The following is a 19,913-nucleotide window of genomic DNA, read 5'->3' on the forward strand; positions in this document are numbered from 1 at the left end:
CCCAAGCTGCCCCCTTTTACCCCAGGATCGATCCCCTTCCATGGGAATCGGATCCCCAACGGGCGCCTCCCCCACCTGCATCTAGGGCGCCATCGTTCGGTTGTAATGTAAAGTTTTATTAAATCCTTTCGTTAGGTAGATGAGAATATTTATCAGTTGATTTATGGTGGAAAGGAAAGGCGCGATCGAAGATTCGATCGCCAACGGGGAGGTGCTCGCTCCCCAGAGTCCTGAAACACCCAAGAGCCATCGTTAATTTAATTAATGCAAATTTTTCTCAAATTTTACCTCGAAAGTTTGAGTTTCAGACACGGCGATTGCCACGGGAACGAGCGAAGTGCGAAACACGCGAGATCGCCGTTGCCGAGCCGTCGATCTGTTTAAAAGCATCGCAAACCACGACTTACTACCAACCACAATGGGTAAATCTCATCAACAAGTCTCGAAATTTGCTTTAGAAGGACGCTTACTCGGTTTCTTCGATAAAAAAAATAAGAAAGCCAAACAGCTTGGCATCGCCACCGCCGAGGGCATCCAAACCATCGATCTGAGCCTGTCGAAGAAAGAGCGCGCCAGCTTGTCCGACGCCCTCAATCGCGGCGATCGCATCCGGGTAAGCGGTAAGCGCAAACTCAACCTGAAAACCGGGAAACTCAAACTCAAAGCCCGTCAGGTCTTGCCCGCCAGTCCAGCCGAGATCTGCCAACAGTACACCAGTGCCAGTCCTTGCCAGTTAGAAAGCGAAACGGCTCCGGCGCCGGATAAACCCGTTAAAATTCTCATCTGTCAGAAATCCGACTGTCGCAAGCGTGGCGGGAAAGCGGTTTGTCAGGCGTTGGAAGAGAGCTTGCGCGAGAGTGGTTTGCAAGATCGGGTGAAAATTAAGGCGACCGGGTGCATGAGTCGGTGTAAACTCGGGCCGAACGTGGTGGTCATGCCGGATAAAACTCGTTACACGAAGTTTAAACCGAAAGAAGTTCCCCAATTAATCGCAAAACATCTTTGAAATTTGCCTAAAATTTGCCAATTTTCCCTTGCTTTGTCGTTCTCTTCCCGCCTCACGAGGCGATCGCGGGAAGAGAATCTTTTTTTTGTTGTTTTTGGCTGCTGTAAGTAGGTGGAGCGATCGCCGCGATCGAGATTCCCCCTTCGCCGGAAACGGTAATTTTCGTAACAAATAACGTCATATTTGTCAAGATTTTATTTTTAAAGATTTGCAATAGCAATTGGGTAGATTGTTCAACATCAAAGTTAATACAGCAAAAAATCGCTCGTTTACGGCTAAAAAAGTTTTTAAAGCGATATTTTGGAGAATTAAAGCCAAATTATCCCCTTTTTATTGCGATTTCTTCCTAAAAATTGGGCGATCGACCCTCAAACTCCCGCCAATCCGCCTAAATTTTCGAGAATTTTTTGCAGTAAGCTTGACGGGCTTGTCTAAATCCTCTATTCATAGATTTGGAGAATTTCCGAGTAATTGAGACTTTTTCTAATTAAGCCAGGTTGAGTGACACCGTAAGGAGAAGGGCGTGAAAAGAAGAAAAATATTGAGTCTGTTCGGGTTGACGGTTGCCAGTGGTTTCGTGGCGATCGCCTGTTCGAGCAACACCGTCACACCGCAAGCCGAAAATACCGCAACCTCCGGCAGCGAAGCCACCGTCGCCAGTGCGCCCGCCGAAGGGGGACTCGTCATCTATTCCGGACGCAGCGAAAAACTCGTCGGCGAACTGATCGAGAAATTTGAAACCCAAACCGGAGTAGAGGTCGAAATCCGCTACGGAGACACCGCCGAACTCGCCGCCGCGATTCTCGAAGAACAACAAAACAGTCCCGCCGACCTGTTCTTCGCGCAGGATGCCGGAGCGCTCGGCGCCTTGCAAAAAGCCGAGCGCACCACCGCGATCCCGCAAGAATTGCTCTCTAAAGTAGACGAACGCTACCGTTCTCCCGAAGGGGAATGGGTCGGAGTCACCGGACGGGTGCGAACCGTGGACTACAACACCGATTTAGTCCAACCGGAAGAATTGCCCGCCTCGATTATGGATTTGACCGATCCGAAATGGGAAGGAAAAATCGGTTGGGCGCCGACTAACGGCTCCTTTCAATCCTTCGTGACTGCCTTGCGGGTCAGCGAGGGAGAAGAAGCAGCCCGTCAATGGCTCGAAGGGATTAAAGCGAATAACCCGCAGGTGTATCCCAAAAATACGCCAATTGTCGAAGCCCTTTCGCGGGGGGAAATTGCCGTCGGGTTTGTCAACCACTATTATTTAGAACGGCTGAAAGCGGAAAATCCAGACGTTCCCGTGGCACACCACTACACCAACGATGTCGGTTCCTTGGTGAACGTGGCGGGGGTTGCGATTCTCGACAGCGCCAAAAACCCGGAAGCCGCCCAGAAATTCATCGGCTTTCTGTTAGAGGAAGACGCCCAGAAATATTTTGCTACCGAGACTTACGAGTATCCCTTGGTGAGTGGAATTGAGGCGGCGAAAGATCTCAAACCTCTCGCAGAGATCGACTACAAAACGATCGATTTGAGCAATCTCGACGATCTCGACGCCACCCTCAAACTGTTGCAAGACTCGGGAGTGCTCTAAAACGGCATGGGGCGATCGCCGTCCCCGACGCGAACAAACCGAGGCAATTGGGCATATTCTAGATCGGGTCGTCGGTCAAACGGTTCGCTAGTGGGGGGCGATCGCGAAGCGTCTGCAAAGCAGATTCCCCTGTCGATCGCGCGGGCGCCGGGGCCGAGAGTCAGACAATACCATCCAGGCTGGCATGAAATTCGCAAAAACACTGAAAATTTGGGGGGGGTACGGATATTCCGGACCGCCCCTGTTGCTCGTAGCGGCGGCGGCAACCGTCGCGATCGCCATTTTTACCCCCTTAGCATATTTGTTCGTGCGCGCCGCAGGAGCGGGAGGCGATCGCATTGGGGAACTGCTCTCGCGCGGTAAAACCTTAGAAGTGTTTGCAGGCAGTGCGACCCTCGCCCTCGGGGTGACCCTCTGTTCCGCCGCGATCGCCATTCCCCTTGCCTTTCTGACCACCCGCACCGATCTCCCCGGACGGCGCTTTTGGGCGATCGCCACCACCTTACCCCTCGCCGTCCCCAGTTACGTCGGCAGCTTCGCCTTAATTGCCACCTTCGGCACCCGAGGCAGTTGGCTGCAACTGTTGCTCGAACCCCTCGGCGTCAGCGAACTGCCTTCCATTTACGGCTGGCCCGGAGCGCTGCTGTCGCTGACCTTATTTACTTATCCCTATTTACTCATTTCCGTGCGTTCCGGCTTACAAGGGATCGACCCAGCTTTAGAAGAAGCCTCGCGCAGTTTGGGCCGCAATCCTTGGCAAACCTTTTGGCAAGTGACCTTACCGCAATTGCGCCCTTCCCTCGTCGCCGGAGGGTTACTGGTCGCCCTTTACGCCCTGCGCGATTTCGGAACCCCGAGTTTGATGCGCTTCGACTCGTTCACCCGAGTGATTTTTACTCAATATAAGACCAGCTTCGATCGCCACTCCGCCGCCGTCCTGGCGTTGGTTCTCGTGTTACTCGTCTGGCTGATTTTGTGGCTGGAATATCGCGTCAGAACCGGGGCCGCCTACTACAGCCAGAGTTCCGGGAGCAGTCGGGTACCGCCCACGATTAAATTAGGACCGTGGAAAGGGATCGCGATCGCCTTATGCGCGATCGTCTCCGGGTTGGGGTTACTCCTTCCCCTCGCCGTCACCGTCTTTTGGCTCGGTCGGGGTCTGAGCGCCGGAAAAATCCCCGTCGATACCTGGGAAGCCGCCTTTAACTCGATCCTCGCCGCCGGATCTGCCGCCGTCGTCACCACTTTATTTGCCCTTCCCGTGGCGATTCTCGCCGTGCGCTTCCCCGGACGCCTGACCACGGCGATCGAGCGGTGTACTTACATCGGCTTCGGACTCCCCGGGATCACGATCGCCCTCTCCCTGGTCTTTTTAGGCGCCAATTACCTGCCCTGGCTGTATCAAACCTTGCCAATGCTGGTATTTGCCTATTTAGTCTTATTTCTGCCCCAATCCGTGGGAACGATCCGCAGTTGCTTGTTACAAGTCAATCCACAATTAGAAGAATCCGCCCGCAGTTTGGGGCGATCGCCCTGGCAAACCTTACGCGAAATTACCCTACCCCTCGTCAGTCCCGGCATCCTCGGCGGTGCCGTTCTGGTCTTTTTGACCGCCATCAAGGAGTTACCCGCCACCATGTTACTCGCCCCCATCGGGTTTAAAACCCTAGCCACTCAAATTTGGCAAGCCACCGAAGATGTCGCCTTTACCGATGCTGCGGCAGCTTCCCTGACTTTACTCCTCGTTTCCGCCGCGTCCACCTTACTCTTGACCCGACAAAAAGTTTAGAATCTTAGATTTTAGATTTTAGATGGGTACTGTTCCCGCTTGCCTTTAGCTTTTTGCCTCTTGCCTTCCTTCACCTGCAATGACCAACTCTCCGATTCTGACCTTAGACCGCGTTAGCAAAACCTTCTCTAAAAGTTTTGCCCCCGCCGTCGATCGCATTTCCCTGAGTTTGAATAAGGGGGAAATCCTCGGATTGCTCGGGCCGTCCGGTTGCGGTAAAACGACCTTATTGCGCTTAATTGCCGGATTCGAGCGACCGGACGACGGCGCGATCGCCATTAACTCAGAACCCGTTGCGGCGCCGGGGGTTTGGATTCCCCCGGAACGGCGTCATTTGGGCATGGTGTTTCAAGAATACGCCCTCTTTCCCCATCTCGACGTTGCTGCCAATATTGCCTTCGGACTGCAACCGGGAGGTAAAACCGAGATTCGCGAACGGGTTGCAGATGCGATCGCCCTGGTCGGACTCACCGGACTCGAACGGCGCTATCCTCACGAACTCTCCGGCGGTCAGCGTCAGCGCGTCGCTTTAGCCCGCGCCTTGGCCCCCTCACCCGCCCTCGTTTTGCTCGACGAACCGTTGAGTAATTTAGACGTACAAGTGCGGCTTTACCTGCGCGAAGAAGTGCGTAAAATTCTCAAAACGACCGGAACCACGGGGATTTTCGTCACCCACGATCGCGAGGAAGCATTAGCGATTTCCGATAAAGTTGCGGTGATGTGCGGCGGACATTTGGAACAGTTGGGAACCCCTGAAGAGATTTACCGCTACCCCGCCTCCCGTTTCGTCGCCGGATTTGTCACCCAAGCCAATTTTCTGCCCGCCCAACGCAACGGTCAAGTTTGGGAAACCGAGGTCGGATCCTTCGTAGCGAACCTGGCGAAGGATGAAATTGACAGCAAAGTGACCGGGGAATCGACGGGAATAGCGGATGCCGAATTGATGATTCGCGAAGAAGATTTGCATTTGCAACCGGACGACAGCGCCCCGGTCGCGATCCGCGATCGCCAATTTCTCGGACGAGAACATCGCTACTGTTTGATCGCCCCTTCCGGTCGGGAACTGCACGCGCGCACGACGAGCGAACCCGCATTGGCGATCGGAACTCGGGTCAAGTTAATCGCCCCCCAAGAGGCGTTACGGGTCTTTCCGGCTCAAACTCCCCGGAGATAGCTCGAAGTAGGGGCGGTAGAGTTTTGAGGGTTCGCCCCTACGGTTGCTCTGCGATCGATATGATTCATCCGCTCAAAACAGGGGCGATTTCCTATTTCTTCGCCGATTTAATCGCCTCTTCTAAGTCTTTTTTGCTTAAATTGGTGATAATAAAAACTTCTTGCACTGTTTTTCCCTGACGGGCGATCGCCTTGTAGCCCCCGCGAATTGGAACCGACACTCTCAGACGCAGGTGGGGACAGTGACCTTTTGCCCGTCCGATAACCCCGGGGGTGACGGTTTGAACTCCGGAAACTTTTACCAAGCGTTCCAGAACCGGAATTAAACCGGGCAAATTTGTGGAATGGTTGAGGACTAAACGCCCGCCGCCGGGATTACCCATGTTAAAGTTTACTCACATTACAGAAAAGAGAGTGTTACCGGGCGATCGCGAAGCGGCTCCAAAGCAGCATCGCCGCTCATGCCTGTTCTAAAGGCGCCATGGTCAACCCCGCTCGACTCAGTTGTTGGTGATATAATTCCGCCTGTTCTAACGGCCCGACCCAGACAGTCGCCTGACCTTCAAAGTGTACTTGATTGGTCAGTTTCCAGGCGAGATCGCCCGTCATTCCGGGGATATATTTCATCAAACAAGTGGCGACATGCTCGAACGTATTGAAGTCGTCGTCCAGGACGATGACCCGATAATTCGGATAAGGTTTTCGAGTGACTTGAGCGGTGCGATCGGGAGTAACCGTCGGCGCTATGGCCGACACGGGAAAGACTGTAGCAATTACCTCATTGACACTCCTCGGCTTAAAGGCGCGAGGATTTTCAGTTCGTTGGGTGCCCATTAGCATTGCCCTCCGTCGTAGCACGACAATCGGATGACCTAGATCGCAGTTGTGCACAAATCTTTATCCTCCAGTGTACCAGCGTCTGGGGGAGTCGCGGGGGGCATTTTAGATTTTAGATTTTAGATTCAGGAACTTTTCCCTCTTCACTTTTCCCTCTTCACTTTTCCCTCTTCACTTTTCCCTCTTCACTTTTCCCTCTTCCCTCTTCACTCTTCCCTCTTCACTCTTCCCTCTTCACTTTTCCCTCTTCACTTTTCCCCACCAATAAATACGTCACCATTTCCCCTTTCCCCTTCACTTGAATCGCACCGCGTTTCTCGAATAAAAATCGATCTTTGAGACATTCATAAGTCGTTTCCGTCACTTGGACACAGTCGGGAATCCCGTGAGATTCCATCCGGCTAGCCATATTGACCGTATCGCCCCATAAATCGTAACTAAACTTTTTCGTACCGATAACCCCGGCTTCCACCGGACCGGTGCCGATTCCGATCCGCATTCGCACACTTTCGCCGTATTTGGTGCGGAATTGCTTGATATCGACGAGCATATCGAGGGCCATTTGGGCGATCGCCTCGGCGTGATCCGGGCGTGGAGTGGGCAATCCGCCGACGACCATATAGGCATCGCCAATGGTTTTAATTTTTTCGAGTCCGTAATGGTCGGCGAGTTGGTCGAACTTGGAAAAAATCTCGTTGAGAAATTCAACTAACTCGGCGGGAGACAAGTGAGCCGACAATTGAGAAAAACCGACAATATCGGCAAACATCACCGTCACTTGAGCAAAATTATCGGCGATCGTGCGTTCGCCTTGCTTGAGTCGTTCGGCGATCGGTTTGGGCAGAATATTGAGTAAGAGCCGTTCGGATTTTTCCTGTTCTTCCTTCAACTGCCGCAAAAAGGCTTGTTCTTGGTCGCGCAGGCGCTTCTTCTCCAAACAGGCACTAATCCGAGCCTTGAGTAAAACGGGATTGAAGGGTTTGGGTAAATAATCTTCCGCACCGAGTTTGATGCACTTGACGACACTATCGATATCGTCTACGGCGGAGATCATGATCGCGGGGATATGACGTAAATTCGGATCGGCTTTGAGTTCTTCGAGAACCTGATACCCATTCATTTGGGGCATCATGATATCGAGTAGCACCAAATCAAACGGTTCGGCGCGAATCAACTCCAGTGCTTTGACTCCATCTTCGGCCACCTGCACGGTGTAGCCCTGCCGTTGGAGCCGACGGCAGAGCAAATCTCGGTTTGCTTCAACATCATCTACCACAAGCACTGAAGCTTGGTCGAGTGTCATGGTACAGCCTCTTTATCTAAATCGATCCCGAATTGAATGGGACAAGGTTGATTCCAAAAGGGGGAAATCGCGATCGCCTCAGTTGCGAAAGAGTTTAAAGTTTACAGTCTAAAGTTTAGAAGATCGAACCTCGAACGGAGGGGTTGAGAACCGTTACATAAGACTTACCCAAAGTCACCCACAAGTGGACATCTTTGGAACCTATTTCCTGCTTCATCCTGGTAGTGTCGGCACTCACCAGTCCACAGGCTAACACCACCTAACTGGCGGCGATCTCCAAATTAATGGAGGCATTGAAATCCCGCTCAATTTCCAGACCACAGTTTTCACACCGGAAAACTCTTTCTGACAAGGGCATTGAGTCTTTTTTGGCGTGACATCTAGAGCAGGTCTTGGTTGAGGGAGTCCATCGGTCAACCACAATTAAGGTGGCTCCATACAACTGGCATTTGTACTCCAACTGCCGTCTGAACTCATAGAAGCCCATATCGGCAATCGCTTTAGCCAACTTGTGGTTGGCCAACATACCAGAGACATTTAAATCCTCAATTCCTATTCGGCTGTGGTTTTTGGCTAAATAGGTCGTGAGCTTATGTAATGTGTCTTTACGGATGTTGGCTATTTTTCGGTGCAAGCGGGCTATCTTGATTTGGGCTTTTTTCCAATTGGCCGAACCATACTCTTTATGACGATTCAGCCATTGCAATCGTGAGAGTTTTTTCTCATATTGGCGATAACTCTTAGCCCCTTCAAATCCCTCACCAGTTGATAGCGTAGCCAGTGCTTTAACCCCAAGGTCAACGCCAACAACAGCATGGGTTTTAGGCTCATTGGTTGGCTCGACTTCAATTTTCCAGCTAATAAACCATCTGTCGGCTTTACGACTAATTGTGAAGGACTTCGGTTGATATCCTGTAGGCAAGCGCTCGAATGTTTTAAGCCAGCCAATCACAGGAACTTTAACTCGAAAATGGTCAACTGAGAGCGAACCATCAACCGTAAAACTGTCAGCACGTCCTTTTTTCTTGAACCTTGGTGGTTTCCTAACTTTCTTGAATGCTTGTTTCCAAGCGTCGGACAACTGCCTGAGAGCGTATTGAGGAGCGCATTTACTAACTTCGTAGTACCAGGGACATTCGGGCTTGACCATGGTCACCAGCCACTTATGCAGGTCAATCGCTGTGGGAAACTTAATTTTATCCTCTGGATTATCCCGGTTGTGGTCTAGTATTTGTTTGGTTAAGTTTAGTCCCCAGTTCCAAGCATGACGGGCGACTCCTGCGTGTTTGGCTAATCCTGTTCGCTCGGAATTGTTTAATTTCAGTTCAGTTTTAAAACCTAAGAGCATACATCCTCCACCGCTTTGGCCATGCTATCAATAAGCTTCTTGTTCTTATGGGAACGAGAAGCATAAAGACATGCAGAGAACAGGGTAATTAGTTCAAGCATGTCTGTTACCAACTCTTGCTCGAAATTCACCTCTGAGGAAGATTTGTTGATAATTACCACTTCAGTTTCAAACTCTTCACAAATAGCGAATACAATTCCATATCATTCTACCGATCTAGACTACCCCATAATTGCTACCAAATACGGTAACAATATCTAGAGGTGTCCAACTATTTAGTTACAGCTTCTTCCCCTACAAAATCGAGGCCGACGGTCGAGAAACGGGAAGACGGGCGCCGTGCGTTAGCGAAGCGACGCCTCCGGCGGATCGCGCGCTGTAGAGCGGACGAACCCATCGATCGCCATCTGGGAAGGGGGGAATTCTCCAGCAAACAAAGGGGTTCATCTCTTGGATTCTAGCGAGTTGAAGGGTTCTTGTATTGTTTTGTTTATCCTCAAGACTAACGGTTAGATCCGGGTGTTGTCGGAGTTTCGACAACGGCACTCAGACGGACGGTAAAGGTAGAACCGCGATCGCATTCGCTTTCCACAGAAATATCGCCGCCCATCATCTTGCAGAATTCATGACAGATTGCCAAACCCAAACCCGTGCCGCCGTATTTGCGCGTGGTCGATGCATCTCCTTGGGAAAATGCTTCAAACAGCTTGGGCAACTGATGGGGGGCGATGCCGATCCCGGTATCGCTGACGCAAAAAACAATCGTATCGGCACGATCGCGCGATCGCGCCGCCCGTAAGGTGCTTTTTTCCCGGCGGACACTCAGGGTAATCTTCCCATTGGTGGTAAATTTCGCCGCATTTCCGAGCAGGTTGACTAAAATCTGCCGAACTTTAGTGGCGTCGGCGTACATCGAGCCGAGATGGGGGTCGTAAACAAGTTCGAGTTGGTTATTATTTTTGGCGATTTGCGGTTGGGTGCTGGCGACGATTTGTTCGACGAGGGACGCGATCTCGAAACTTTCGAGTTCCCACTCCATCTTTCCGGCTTCGATCTTGGAAATATCCAAAATATCATTAATCAAACTGAGCAAGTGCTTCCCGGCGGTTTGAATCCGTTGTAAATCGGCGATCGAGCGATCGTCGCCCAACTCTTCCCAGTCTTCTTGCAACAGTTCGCTATAGCCGACGATCGCATTTAACGGCGTTCGCAGTTCGTGGCTCATATTCGCCAGAAACGTACTTTTCGCTTGGTTGGCAGCTTCTGCAGCCGCTTTCGCTTGCCGTAACTGCTGCTCGGCGTGCTTGCGCTCGGTGGTATCGTTGAGAATCCCCGCACTGCCGACGATCGCCCCTTCGTCGTCGAGACAGACCCGGGCGTTAACTTCCATCCACCGCATTTCTCCCGCTTTGGTCAAGTAACAGACTTCATGGGGTTCGGTAAAATCGGGTATTCCGTCCCCGGGGGCGATCGCGTCGCCGTCGTCCCCCGGAACCCTCACCATCGCCCGCTCGAACATTTGGGCGTACTTGGGGCGATCGCTCGGATATACGTAATCGAGCAAAGAGCAGCCCAAACTCTCGCCCACTGCATATCCGGTCATTTCAGTCCACGCCGGATTGAGGAAGGTCAGCCGTCCGGCGCGATCGGTTTGAAAAATTGCCTCGCGCACCCCCTCGACCACCGAGCGGTATTTCTCCTCGCTCTCGCTCACCGCCCGTTCCCAGCGCTTGCGCTGGGTAATGTCGCGCACGATCGCCAACACTTCATCGTCCCCACTCGCCACGATCCGACTCTCGTAACTGCACGGTTCGCCGTCGAGATTCAATTCATACTCGAAAATCTCGACATCGTGGCACTTTAACGCCCGTTCCAGGGCTTTCATGCACAGATCCGCCACCTCGGCGGGAAACAGTTCGGCGAGTTGGCGTCCGACAAAGTGCACCGGACTCGTTCCCAACTCCACCCCTTTGACAGCTTTTAAATCCAACACGGTTCCGGCGCGATCGAAGCGAAACATCAAATCCGGAATCGCATTGAGCAAAGCGCGATTTTTCGCCTCGCTTTTACGCAACAAGTACATCGTATGCAAGGTCTGGGCTTCCGATCGCTTGCGATCGCTGATATTGCGAACCGACCCTAAAATCTGCCCGTAGCGCCCTTGCTCTTCGTCCCACACCCATTTCGCCGTATCGCGCAACCAGCACGCCTCGCCATTTTTAGCGAATATCCGATACTCCCCGGATGCCGATCGCTTTTCGAGCAATTGCTGCTGAAACTCGTCATAACGCGGTGCGTCCTCCGGATGCACCAACTCCCGCCAGCCCCCTCGGCGGACGATCTCCTCGACGCGATAGCCCGTCATCCGCTCGAACGAGTCGGTCAGCCACCCCAGTACCCGGCCTCCGTCGGCGTCGATCTCGAAGGAATAGACGAAATCGGAAACCATCTCGGAAATCGCCCGATAGCGCGCCTCGCTGCGCCGCAGGGCCTCTAGAGACCGCTTGCGCTCGCTGATATCCCGGATCGCCGCCACTCTCACCGTTTCTCCCTGGAAGGGCAGCGATCGCCCTTGAATTTCTACGGGAAAGGTCGTGCCATCTTTTTTCAAGGCGGTCACTTCGTAGGGCCGCTCTTCTCCCCGGGCGATTTGCTCGCGCACGAAGGCGCGACAGTCGGGATGGAGTAACTCGAAGCCGTCGATCCCGATCAATTCTTCGAGGGGGTAGCCGCTCATGGTGGCGAGGGCTTGGTTGGCGTCGAGAATCGTTCCCCAATTGTGGATGAGAATGCCTTCAAAGGTGGCTTCGGCAAGGCGGCGAAAGCGATATTCCATTTCGCGGCGAACGGCTTCCGATTCGACTTGCTGGCTGATATTGCGGGCGAGGGCGACGACGCCGATGAGTTGGCCGTGGGGGTCGATCAGGGGGGTGTTGTACCACTCGCAGACGGCGATTTTCCCCTGTTTGGTGAGGTTTTGGTAGGTGGTTTGACTGGTCTGTCGCTCTTCGAGCAAATCGTGCCACAGGCGCTCGAAGGCATCGTGAAAGGGGGGCGCGACTAATAAGGGGGCGAAGGGGCGCTCGATCGCCTCGCGATCGCGATAGCCGAAGATCTGCTCGGCGGCTCGATTCCAACTGACGATCCGCCCGTCGAGGTCGAGTCCGATCGCCGCTAGGGGCATTTGTTGCCAGTAAAGGGCGATACTGGCGGCGTTCCACTGGGAATCTCCGTTCGGTGGTTTTCCCGCCACCCGTTGGGCGCGATCGTCCGGGTTGCCGGAACTGGCGGCGATCGCCTCGCCGGGATCGACACTGCGGTAGGGACGGTCAGTTTCTGGGGTCGCTCCGGGACGGGGCGATCGCCCCAAGCGGTGCTGGTAGACTAGCCAGCCGAGCAAGAAGGGGAATAGGTCTAAGAGCCAATAACTCGGTTGCGAATCGTGAAGGGTGGCGATCGCGGCGATGGATAAACCGAGATCTTGGTGGGTGAGATCCCATATCCAACAGCCGACGGTCAAGCCGCAGCCGAAGGTCATCCCGAGGGAGGTATAAATCCAGACGAGACGGGATGGGGAATTCTCGAAATGGAGATCCATAACTGCACAGACCTTCTGGGTTTGCGGGGCAACTCCTGCACGAGTCCGATCGCACGACGTTCGACGCTTCGGGGCGCTCGGGTCGATTCTCCTCTGGGCGAGGGTCGCGATTTCTTGTAGGGGCGGCCCCTACAAGAAATGTGGAGGGTTTCAATCGGCGAGGGTTTGGCTTGCTTTTCAGTTTAACAACTATTTTTTGAAGGCAATAGCGACAAATTTATACAATTACAAAAAAAAGAGGTTCTCTTGCCCTTGCGCTTCAAACCCCGATTTTTTTGCAATTCTATCGCAACTTTTGGGTTCCCGTTTTGGAAAACGAACCGCGAGTTTCCCCGTTGCCAGACCTGGCGAGGGCGATCGCTCGCCGAGAAGACGGGACGGACGATCGCGCGGCTTGTAGAGCCGTGGATGCGGCCACGATCCCTCGGTCGAGAGCGCCCTTACGGGGTGGCTTCTTTGGAAATGAGAGATTTAATTTTTTCCAGCAATCGGGGAAATTCTACGGGTTTGGTGTCGTAGTCGTCGCATCCCGCGTCCAAGCATTTCTCGCGATCGCCGGACATCGCATGAGCGGTCAGGGCGATAATCGGGATGGAATGGGTTTCCGGGGCGGCTTTGATGCGGCGCGTCGCTTCCCAACCGTCGAGGACGGGTAAGCTCATATCCATCAAGATCAGATCCGGAGCTTCCGAGGTCGCCATGTCCACTCCCTGACCTCCGTCAATGGCGATCGCCACATCAAAACCGCGCCGTTTGAGACGACGTAACAACATATCCCGATTCATTTCATTATCTTCAACTAACAGAATCTTAGGCATCTTTCTTGTGCTCCATCTCCTCCCCTTGCCATCACGGCAAATCAACGGGATTCTCAAACTGTTCCCATCACGAATACGAGGGTAACCGGGTTCGACCCGTGGCGATCGCCTCCAGTCGGTTGACGATCCCCCTTGACTACTCTAAAACTGAATGGAAAATCTTACCAAAAACAATGGCTTTAAAGCCTTGCTCCCCTTCGGCTTCGCTCGCAACAGGCTTTGACAAGCTCAGAACAAGCCTTGTAGGGCGACTTTGATAGCATAAAATCCGGATTGGGTTGGCTTTACAAGACGATCGCCAGATTTGACGACGAGATCGCCTCCCTTGTCGGATCTGGTGCAAAATTACGGTTAAAAATGGCGAATCGCCCCGCTCTACTCGTTCGGATTGAGGGGTTACTTTGCTCTCTAAGAATATCGTCAATTCACTGTAACTTAATCTCCTGCACTGCGACGGAGCCTGTTTCTCTGACGGCCAGTTTCTCTCCGGTACTACTCCCGATGCAGACTTCGAGCGGTTGCGTCTGAGTTCCCCTCTCGAACCGCTTCCCCCATCGGCTCTCTAGGTTTTAACAGAAATTTTGCGATAAACTTGCAATTCTATTGCATTATTTTAGACCGAAAACCATCTCAATGTCAGAGGGGATGTCTCTGTAGAAATCATGATTCTGGAAAAGATTTCACGGTTTGCTTCTGGAAGACCCCCTTGGATAATCCTTGCATAAAAACTAAAAAAAATGTATAATTCCCAGGGTTGCTATTCGGTGTCGTGTTGCAATCGATCCAAGCACCGAATGCCTCGCACGGGGCGAAGCGTTGAAATAGAGATTGAAGAGAACTAAAGAATTATGTGTGGTATTGCCGGGATTTGGGGCGATAAAGACCAAACAAGCGTTAAAGCGATGATGGATTCCCTGATTCACCGGGGACCCGACGCGGAGGGGATGTTTGTCTCCACCAGTGTCGAGGGAATCTTGGGTCATCGGCGCCTGAGTATTATGGATCCGGAAGGAGGCAATCAACCGATTTACGGTCGTCAAAAAAGTCGGGCGATCGTCGCCAACGGGGAAATTTACAATTTCAAACAGTTACGCTCGGGTCTGAGCGATCGCTACGACTTCAACACCAGCAGCGATACGGAAGCGATCTTACACCTGTACGAAGAAAGCGGTACGGACGTTTTACAGCAAATTGACGGGATGTACGCTTTTGCGATCGCCGATGGGGATTCCCTGTTTGCGGCGCGCGATCCGATCGGGATCAAACCCCTGTACTACGGCGAAAAAGACGGTTCTTTCCTGTTCGCCTCGGAACTCAAGGCGATCGCCCCCCATTGTCGCAACGTCCGAGAGTTTCCCCCCGGGAGTCTGTTTCATTCCGACTCCGGATTTTCCTCGTTCTACAGCGTTCCCGACCTCGACCCCGAACTCGCTACCGATGCGGACTACTGGATTCCCCGCCTGCGAGAAACCTTAGAAACGGCAGTCGTCAAGCGCTTGATGAGCGACGTTCCCCTCGGCGCCTTTCTGTCCGGCGGACTCGACAGCAGCCTGATCGCCGCGATCGCCCGCCAGCATCAATCCCCCCTGCACACCTTCTCCGTGGGGATCGAAGGCAGCAAAGACCTCGAAGCCGCCCGCTTAGTCTCCCGGCATCTCGACACGATCCATCACGAATACACGATTACCGCGAAGGAAGTTCGCGAAAAACTCCCCGAAATCATCTATTTCCTCGAATCTTACGACCAAGACCTCGTTCGCAGCGCGATTCCCTGTTACTTCACTTCCCGTCTCGCCGCGCAACACGTCAAAGTCATCCTCACGGGAGAAGGGGCCGACGAACTGTTTGCAGGCTACAGCTACTACAAAGATATTCCCGACGAAGCGACCCTCCATCGCGAATTGCGCCGTTCGGTGACCTCGTTACACAATATCAACTTGCAGCGCGTCGATCGCCTGACGATGGCCCATTCCATCGAAGGACGAGTTCCCTTCCTCGATTTGAAAATGATTGAATTGGGACAACGCATTCCGGCGAAATTAAAACTGGTCGGTTCCCCGGTCACCGAAAAATGGATTTTGCGTAAAACCTTTGAAGACTTACTCCCCGAACAAATTGTCTGGCGGGTCAAAGAACAATTTGATGAAGGCAGTGGTACCGTCGATTTGTTGAGCGAAATGCTCGCCTCGGCGATCGATCCCGAAGCAGCACAAGGCTACGCGCGGCAGCATTCCGATGCCAATCTGCGATCGCCCGAAGAATGTTACTACCATCAAATCTTTATGGACGTTTTCGACCGTCCGGAGCCAATTTTAGATAACGTCGCCCGTTGGTCCGAACGTCCGCTCTAGGGTTCAAAGTAAAGACAAAAGCCAGACAAACCCCAGACAAACGTCACACAAAAAACCCCTCGCCACGAGCGAAATGTTCGCTTGGCGCTTAACAGATAGCCCGATAAGTGCTTAGATGGTCTAGGCAGACCGCCCAAGCCGTAGGGTTCCTACGATTTATCTTAGCAGTCAAATCGGGGCGATCGCGCGGAAAATGGCAAATTTTCAACCACAATTCGATCTTTCAACATCAACCGAGGGAGTCGAACGACTGTAAAAAGTCACGGGCAAAGCGGTCAAAATCTAAAACAAAATTCGTCACTTGTTCGCGGGTGGCCACAAACAACACTGAGGGACAGAGTGTATGAAGCAACTTGATGTTCTCAAAAACTACGCCAAAGCTGTTGCAATCGGGGCCTACGATAGCGATTCTCCAGGTCTATTTGGCAAACACGACAACGTAAGAAGATATTGGGAAGACCGCTTTAATCGAACCGTATTAAGTCAATTTCTCGAACCGTTGGTGGAACGCCAACGAGAAGCGAATAGCGGCATTCGAGTCATGGATTTGGGCTGTGGCGCGGGTGAAGGACTCGGAATTCTCACCACCCTGCCGAAACGCCCTCGCAATCTCGATTCCGAACCGGAACGGGTCTTAAGTTACCGGGATATTAGTTGCTACAAAGGTGTAGACATCAGTCCCGCGATGATCGAAAAAGGCAAAGAAGTGCACGCCAAGCATTCTCAAGCCTCATTTCACGTCTGCGATCTCAACGAAGGATTGCCGATGGAACCGGGAGAAGCACCCTACGACGTGTATTTCTCCTCTTACGGTTCTCTTTCCCACCTCAACGACGAATCCTTCGAGCAGTTAATCGGCCAAATTTGCAAAAATGTCGAAGATCGCTCGATTTTCGTCGCCGATCTGTTGGGACGCTATTCTTACGAATGGCCGTGCTACTGGGGGGAACATCAGGATAACGGCTCGATTATGAAAACCTATTCGATGTCGTATATCTACCCGCCCGACGCACGGGGCGAGATCGAAGTCGAACGCTTCCCGATTCGCTTCTGGGGTGGGGAAGAATTCGATCGCTTCGTGACCCAAATTGCGGCGAGTAAAGGGGTCAAAGTCTCGAAACGCCGTCTGTGCGATCGCTCGATCCTGGTCGGACGCCACATGAACACTCGGGAATTCAATGCGGAAGCGCCTCCCCTGCGCGCGGCGGTTAACTCCTTACACCAAATCAACACCCGCACGGATTTATCTCAGTTACTGTTCGAGTACCATCCCCATCCGGATCACCCCCATCTCAATCGCTTTTTCGACAAGCTGCAAGACGCTTGGAATGCGGTAGTTTACGCCTGCATGGACGCCTTGGAACACTGGCGCAACCCGCACAAACTCCAAACCGAACCCCCGGCGGGAGAACCGCCCCTGGTTCAAGATGCGATCCGCACGATTCGCAAGGCGGTCCGTTGCGCGCCGAATATGCGCTTGGACGACCCGCGCGCTAATTTGGTCGAACCGCAATTGGCCTATCTGTTGCGAGAGCTAGAATGGAACTTGCAACAGGGGTTGGGCGCGTCCCACGGTCTGTTAGCGGTGTACGAATTCAAAAAGTAATTTGATGTCACGGGAAAACGAAAACGCCGTCGAGTTTTTCGACGTGTCCTTCCGCGTCAACCGTCGCACGTTGGTGTCGAACTTAAATTTCAAGATCCACCAGGGTGAAACCCTCGTCCTACTCGGACGCAGTGGAAGCGGCAAGACGACGACGATGAAGTTGATCAATCACCTCTACGTCCCGACGACGGGGGAGGTGTTGGTCGAAGGTCAGCCGACGACGCGCTGGGATCCGATCGCCCTGCGCCGCCGCATCGGTTACGCGATTCAAGGATACGGGCTATTTCCCCATTTCACGATCGCCGAAAATGTGGGCTTGGTGCCGTCGTTGCTCAATTGGGAGCGCGATCGCATTCAAGCTCGGGTGGTCGAGTTGCTCGAACTGGTCGGACTCGATCCCCCGGGACAGTTCTTACACCGCTATCCCAGACAATTGTCCGGAGGTCAGCGCCAGCGCGTCGGGGTCGCCCGCGCCCTGGCGGCGGATCCGCCGATCATGTTGATGGACGAGCCGTTCGGCGCCCTCGACCCGATTACTCGTTTGGAGTTGCAACAGGAGTTTTGCCGCCTGCAGCAACAACTCGGGAAAACGGTGGTTTTCGTCACCCACGACATTCAAGAAGCATTTATCTTGGCGTCGCGCATCGGCTTGATGCACGGCGGTAAGATGGTCGCCCTCGGGACTCCGGCAGAGTTTCTCGAATCGGAGGATCCGGAGGCCCGGGCGTTTATCAGTTGTTTGCGATCGCTCGAAGATGTGGAAGCCTCGGCGTTCGCCCGGGAGTCTCAGGGATGAACGACTTTTTTTTAATCCGATACGGATCGGAAATTTTGCTGCGCTCGGGCGAACACCTGTTTTTAGTGTTCGTGGCGATTTTGGTGGCGACGGCGATCGGATTGCCCCTCGGAATTTTGATCACCCGCAAGCCCGGCTTATCTCAAACCGTGTTGACTTTCGCCAATATCGTGCAGACGATCCCGAGTTTGGCGATGTTCGGTTTCTTGATTTCCGTTCCCCTCCTCGGCGGGATCGGCAAAGTTCCGGCGATGGTGGCGTTGATGCTCTATTCCCTGCTGCCGATTATTCGCAACACCTACACCGGGATTACCAATGTAGACCCGGCAGTGCGCGAAGCCGGACGCGGAATGGGAATGACGGACTGGCAGTTATTGGTTCAAGTGGAGATTCCGTTGGCGTTAGGGGTGATTTTGGCCGGAATTCGCGTAGCTACGGTGATTTCTGTCGGGATTGCCACGATCGCGGCGGCGATCGGCGCCGGAGGGTTGGGCGTGTTTATTTTTCGAGGGATCTCGATGGTCAATAACGATTTGATTCTCGCGGGAGCCGTTCCGGCGGCGTTGATGGCGTTGTTGGCGGATTTCGCGATCGGCTGGCTCGAAAATCACATCACTCCCAAAGGAGCGGCGAACGAATGAGTCGAGTGTTTGCGAAGAAAAGCTGGCAGACGATCGCCCTGTTGTTGATTTCGGCGATCGCTACGGTGGCGGTGGCGGCGTGCAATACTTCGATCTCCGGATTCTCCGGCGGCGGAGACCTGGCGATCGGCTCGAAAAATTTTACCGAACAAGTCATTTTAGGCGAACTGCTCGCCCAACATATCGAAAACCAAACCGATTTAAAAGTCCAAAGACGTTTAAATTTAGGTGGAACTTTTATCTGTCATCGGGCGATCGTTGCCGGACAAATTGATGCCTATGTCGAATATACCGGAACGGCCTTGAGTGCAATTTTAAACAAAAAACCGATAAGTAATCCCCAAAAAGTTTATCAAATTGTCGCCGAAGAATATCGACAGCAATTTAATTTAGAAGTGGGTCAATCCCTCGGCTTTCAAAATACTTACGCTATCGTCGTTCGTAACGAAGATGCCCAAAAATATCAGTTAAAAACTATTTCCGATTTAGCTCGCTACGCCCCCGCATGGGAAGCAGGCTTTGGTTACGAATTCATCTCGCGCGAAGATGGTTTTCCCGGCTTGTCGGACACTTACGACCTCAAGTTTTCCAGCAGTCCGGAAATTATGGATTTAGGGTTAATGTACCGCGCCTTGGTCAACAATAAGGTAGACGCGATCGCCGCCAACTCCACTGACGGCTTGATCGAAACCCTCAATTTAGTCGTTCTAGAAGACGATAAAAAATATTTCCCTCCTTACGAAGCTATTCCCGTCATTCGCCAAGAAACCTTAGAAAAATATCCCGAACTCGCCGAAGTCATCGGCCAAATTTCCGGCAATATTTCTGCCGCCGAAATGCGACAGTTGAACTATCAAGTCGATGGCGAATTTCGTAAAGTTAAAAATGTAGTCGCCGAGTTTTTAGCTGAGAAAAACTTTGGCCAATAAGAGATTATTTTATAAACATTAAGAGCGATGTTTGATCTTGTAGGGGTTTGGTTACCAAACCCCTACTTTATATTTATCTTTGTAATCTCTAAAAATCTAAAATCTAAAATCTAAAGTCATTTCAATT

The 19,913-nt window shown here is 52.6% G+C and carries 17 protein-coding genes and 1 pseudogene; 9 read left to right on the forward strand and 9 right to left on the reverse strand.

Translation table 11 applies throughout. The features are described 5' to 3' along the window. The first annotated feature begins 418 nt into the window (after window positions 1–418). Entirely contained in the window at window positions 419–1,006 is a 588-nt protein-coding gene (locus JJD41_RS11545; RefSeq protein ID WP_200666038.1) for a (2Fe-2S) ferredoxin domain-containing protein, read from the forward strand. Window positions 1,007–1,058: 52 nt separating this feature from the next. Here the strand turns inward: JJD41_RS11545 and JJD41_RS25350 are convergent, their stop codons facing one another. Further along, window positions 1,059–1,187: a hypothetical protein gene (locus JJD41_RS25350; RefSeq protein ID WP_255547275.1), complete on the reverse strand. Its 129-nt coding sequence runs from the start codon at window positions 1,185–1,187 to the stop codon at window positions 1,059–1,061. Window positions 1,188–1,529: 342 nt separating this feature from the next. On the opposite strand from JJD41_RS25350, the gene JJD41_RS11550 reads away from it, so the two are divergent. From JJD41_RS11550 to JJD41_RS11560, 3 genes are all read left to right on the forward strand, one after another. Next, on the forward strand, window positions 1,530–2,597 hold the full coding sequence (locus JJD41_RS11550; protein ID WP_200666039.1) for an iron ABC transporter substrate-binding protein: 1,068 nt from the start codon (window positions 1,530–1,532) through the stop codon (window positions 2,595–2,597). A 184-nt stretch (window positions 2,598–2,781) separates the two neighbouring features. Continuing rightward, complete coding sequence (locus JJD41_RS11555; RefSeq protein ID WP_200666040.1) at window positions 2,782–4,386, forward strand: ABC transporter permease; 1,605 nt, start codon at window positions 2,782–2,784, stop codon at window positions 4,384–4,386. 79 nt (window positions 4,387–4,465) lie between these two features. Next, window positions 4,466–5,560, forward strand: a complete 1,095-nt coding sequence (locus JJD41_RS11560) for an ABC transporter ATP-binding protein (RefSeq protein ID WP_200666041.1) — start codon at window positions 4,466–4,468, stop codon at window positions 5,558–5,560. A gap of 91 nt (window positions 5,561–5,651) precedes the next feature. On the opposite strand, the gene JJD41_RS11565 is transcribed toward JJD41_RS11560, so the two are convergent. The 8 genes and pseudogenes from JJD41_RS11565 to JJD41_RS11590 all read right to left on the reverse strand — a co-directional run bounded on the left by JJD41_RS11565 (window position 5,652) and on the right by JJD41_RS11590 (window position 13,463). Beyond that, on the reverse strand, window positions 5,652–5,942 hold the full coding sequence (locus tag JJD41_RS11565) for a DUF2103 domain-containing protein (protein WP_200666042.1): 291 nt from the start codon (window positions 5,940–5,942) through the stop codon (window positions 5,652–5,654). A gap of 76 nt (window positions 5,943–6,018) precedes the next feature. After that, window positions 6,019–6,315 (reverse strand): ATP-dependent Clp protease adapter ClpS, encoded by a 297-nt coding sequence (gene clpS / locus JJD41_RS11570; RefSeq protein ID WP_370583829.1) that lies wholly within the window; start codon window positions 6,313–6,315, stop codon window positions 6,019–6,021. Window positions 6,316–6,616: 301 nt separating this feature from the next. Further along, window positions 6,617–7,699: an adenylate/guanylate cyclase domain-containing protein gene (locus JJD41_RS11575; RefSeq protein WP_200666044.1), complete on the reverse strand. Its 1,083-nt coding sequence runs from the start codon at window positions 7,697–7,699 to the stop codon at window positions 6,617–6,619. A 259-nt stretch (window positions 7,700–7,958) separates the two neighbouring features. Next, the gene (locus JJD41_RS11580) at window positions 7,959–9,047 is read right to left on the reverse strand and encodes an RNA-guided endonuclease InsQ/TnpB family protein (RefSeq protein WP_200666045.1); all 1,089 of its coding nucleotides are present in this window, start codon (window positions 9,045–9,047) and stop codon (window positions 7,959–7,961) included. Next, window positions 9,038–9,244 (reverse strand): annotated as a pseudogene (locus JJD41_RS25915) (recombinase family protein); the annotation flags it as partial. The gene JJD41_RS11580 and the pseudogene JJD41_RS25915, both read right to left, overlap by 10 nt. A 305-nt stretch (window positions 9,245–9,549) precedes the next feature. Then, entirely contained in the window at window positions 9,550–12,645 is a 3,096-nt protein-coding gene (locus JJD41_RS11585; protein WP_200666046.1) for a PAS domain-containing sensor histidine kinase, read from the reverse strand. Between the two features lie 283 nt (window positions 12,646–12,928). Beyond that, window positions 12,929–13,063 carry a hypothetical protein gene (locus JJD41_RS25355; RefSeq protein ID WP_255547277.1) on the reverse strand — a complete coding sequence of 45 codons (135 nt, stop codon included), beginning with the start codon at window positions 13,061–13,063 and terminating at the stop codon, window positions 12,929–12,931. Window positions 13,064–13,085: 22 nt separating this feature from the next. After that, window positions 13,086–13,463 (reverse strand): response regulator, encoded by a 378-nt coding sequence (locus tag JJD41_RS11590; protein ID WP_168567404.1) that lies wholly within the window; start codon window positions 13,461–13,463, stop codon window positions 13,086–13,088. Window positions 13,464–14,311: 848 nt separating this feature from the next. On the opposite strand from JJD41_RS11590, the gene asnB reads away from it, so the two are divergent. The 5 genes from asnB to JJD41_RS11615 all read left to right on the forward strand — a co-directional run bounded on the left by asnB (window position 14,312) and on the right by JJD41_RS11615 (window position 19,786). Further along, a complete protein-coding gene (asnB, locus tag JJD41_RS11595) occupies window positions 14,312–15,814 on the forward strand; it encodes an asparagine synthase B (protein WP_200666047.1) in 1,503 nt (500 codons plus the stop codon). A 343-nt stretch (window positions 15,815–16,157) separates the two neighbouring features. Continuing rightward, on the forward strand, window positions 16,158–17,420 hold the full coding sequence (locus JJD41_RS11600) for a class I SAM-dependent methyltransferase (protein ID WP_200666048.1): 1,263 nt from the start codon (window positions 16,158–16,160) through the stop codon (window positions 17,418–17,420). A 4-nt stretch (window positions 17,421–17,424) separates the two neighbouring features. After that, window positions 17,425–18,216, forward strand: coding sequence for an ATP-binding cassette domain-containing protein (locus JJD41_RS11605; RefSeq protein WP_168567400.1), 792 nt, complete (start codon window positions 17,425–17,427; stop codon window positions 18,214–18,216). After that, window positions 18,213–18,857: an ABC transporter permease gene (locus JJD41_RS11610; protein WP_168567399.1), complete on the forward strand. Its 645-nt coding sequence runs from the start codon at window positions 18,213–18,215 to the stop codon at window positions 18,855–18,857. Before JJD41_RS11605 ends, JJD41_RS11610 begins: the two co-directional genes overlap by 4 nt. Next, on the forward strand, window positions 18,854–19,786 hold the full coding sequence (locus JJD41_RS11615; RefSeq protein ID WP_200666049.1) for a glycine betaine ABC transporter substrate-binding protein: 933 nt from the start codon (window positions 18,854–18,856) through the stop codon (window positions 19,784–19,786). Before JJD41_RS11610 ends, JJD41_RS11615 begins: the two co-directional genes overlap by 4 nt. Window positions 19,787–19,913 lie beyond the last annotated feature (127 nt).

The sequence above is a fragment of the Oxynema mangrovii CENA135 genome (assembly GCF_016632315.1).
Taxonomy (GTDB): domain Bacteria; phylum Cyanobacteriota; class Cyanobacteriia; order Cyanobacteriales; family Laspinemataceae; genus Oxynema; species Oxynema aestuarii.

What these genes read in the sequence shown, in the direction of transcription:
- JJD41_RS11605 (WP_168567400.1), top strand. Translation starts at nt 17,425, where the DNA reads ATGTCACGGGAAAACGAAAACGCCGTCGAGTTTTTCGACGTGTCCTTC.
- JJD41_RS11615 (WP_200666049.1), top strand. Translation starts at nt 18,854, where the DNA reads ATGAGTCGAGTGTTTGCGAAGAAAAGCTGGCAGACGATCGCCCTGTTG.
- JJD41_RS11585 (WP_200666046.1), bottom strand. Translation starts at nt 12,645, where the DNA reads ATGGATCTCCATTTCGAGAATTCCCCATCCCGTCTCGTCTGGATTTAT.
- JJD41_RS11545 (WP_200666038.1), top strand. Translation starts at nt 419, where the DNA reads ATGGGTAAATCTCATCAACAAGTCTCGAAATTTGCTTTAGAAGGACGC.
- JJD41_RS11560 (WP_200666041.1), top strand. Translation starts at nt 4,466, where the DNA reads ATGACCAACTCTCCGATTCTGACCTTAGACCGCGTTAGCAAAACCTTC.
- JJD41_RS11600 (WP_200666048.1), top strand. Translation starts at nt 16,158, where the DNA reads ATGAAGCAACTTGATGTTCTCAAAAACTACGCCAAAGCTGTTGCAATC.
- JJD41_RS11575 (WP_200666044.1), bottom strand. Translation starts at nt 7,699, where the DNA reads ATGACACTCGACCAAGCTTCAGTGCTTGTGGTAGATGATGTTGAAGCA.
- JJD41_RS11565 (WP_200666042.1), bottom strand. Translation starts at nt 5,942, where the DNA reads ATGGGTAATCCCGGCGGCGGGCGTTTAGTCCTCAACCATTCCACAAAT.
- asnB (WP_200666047.1), top strand. Translation starts at nt 14,312, where the DNA reads ATGTGTGGTATTGCCGGGATTTGGGGCGATAAAGACCAAACAAGCGTT.
- JJD41_RS11610 (WP_168567399.1), top strand. Translation starts at nt 18,213, where the DNA reads ATGAACGACTTTTTTTTAATCCGATACGGATCGGAAATTTTGCTGCGC.
- JJD41_RS11590 (WP_168567404.1), bottom strand. Translation starts at nt 13,463, where the DNA reads ATGCCTAAGATTCTGTTAGTTGAAGATAATGAAATGAATCGGGATATG.
- JJD41_RS11555 (WP_200666040.1), top strand. Translation starts at nt 2,782, where the DNA reads ATGAAATTCGCAAAAACACTGAAAATTTGGGGGGGGTACGGATATTCC.
- JJD41_RS25350 (WP_255547275.1), bottom strand. Translation starts at nt 1,187, where the DNA reads ATGACGTTATTTGTTACGAAAATTACCGTTTCCGGCGAAGGGGGAATC.
- JJD41_RS11580 (WP_200666045.1), bottom strand. Translation starts at nt 9,047, where the DNA reads ATGCTCTTAGGTTTTAAAACTGAACTGAAATTAAACAATTCCGAGCGA.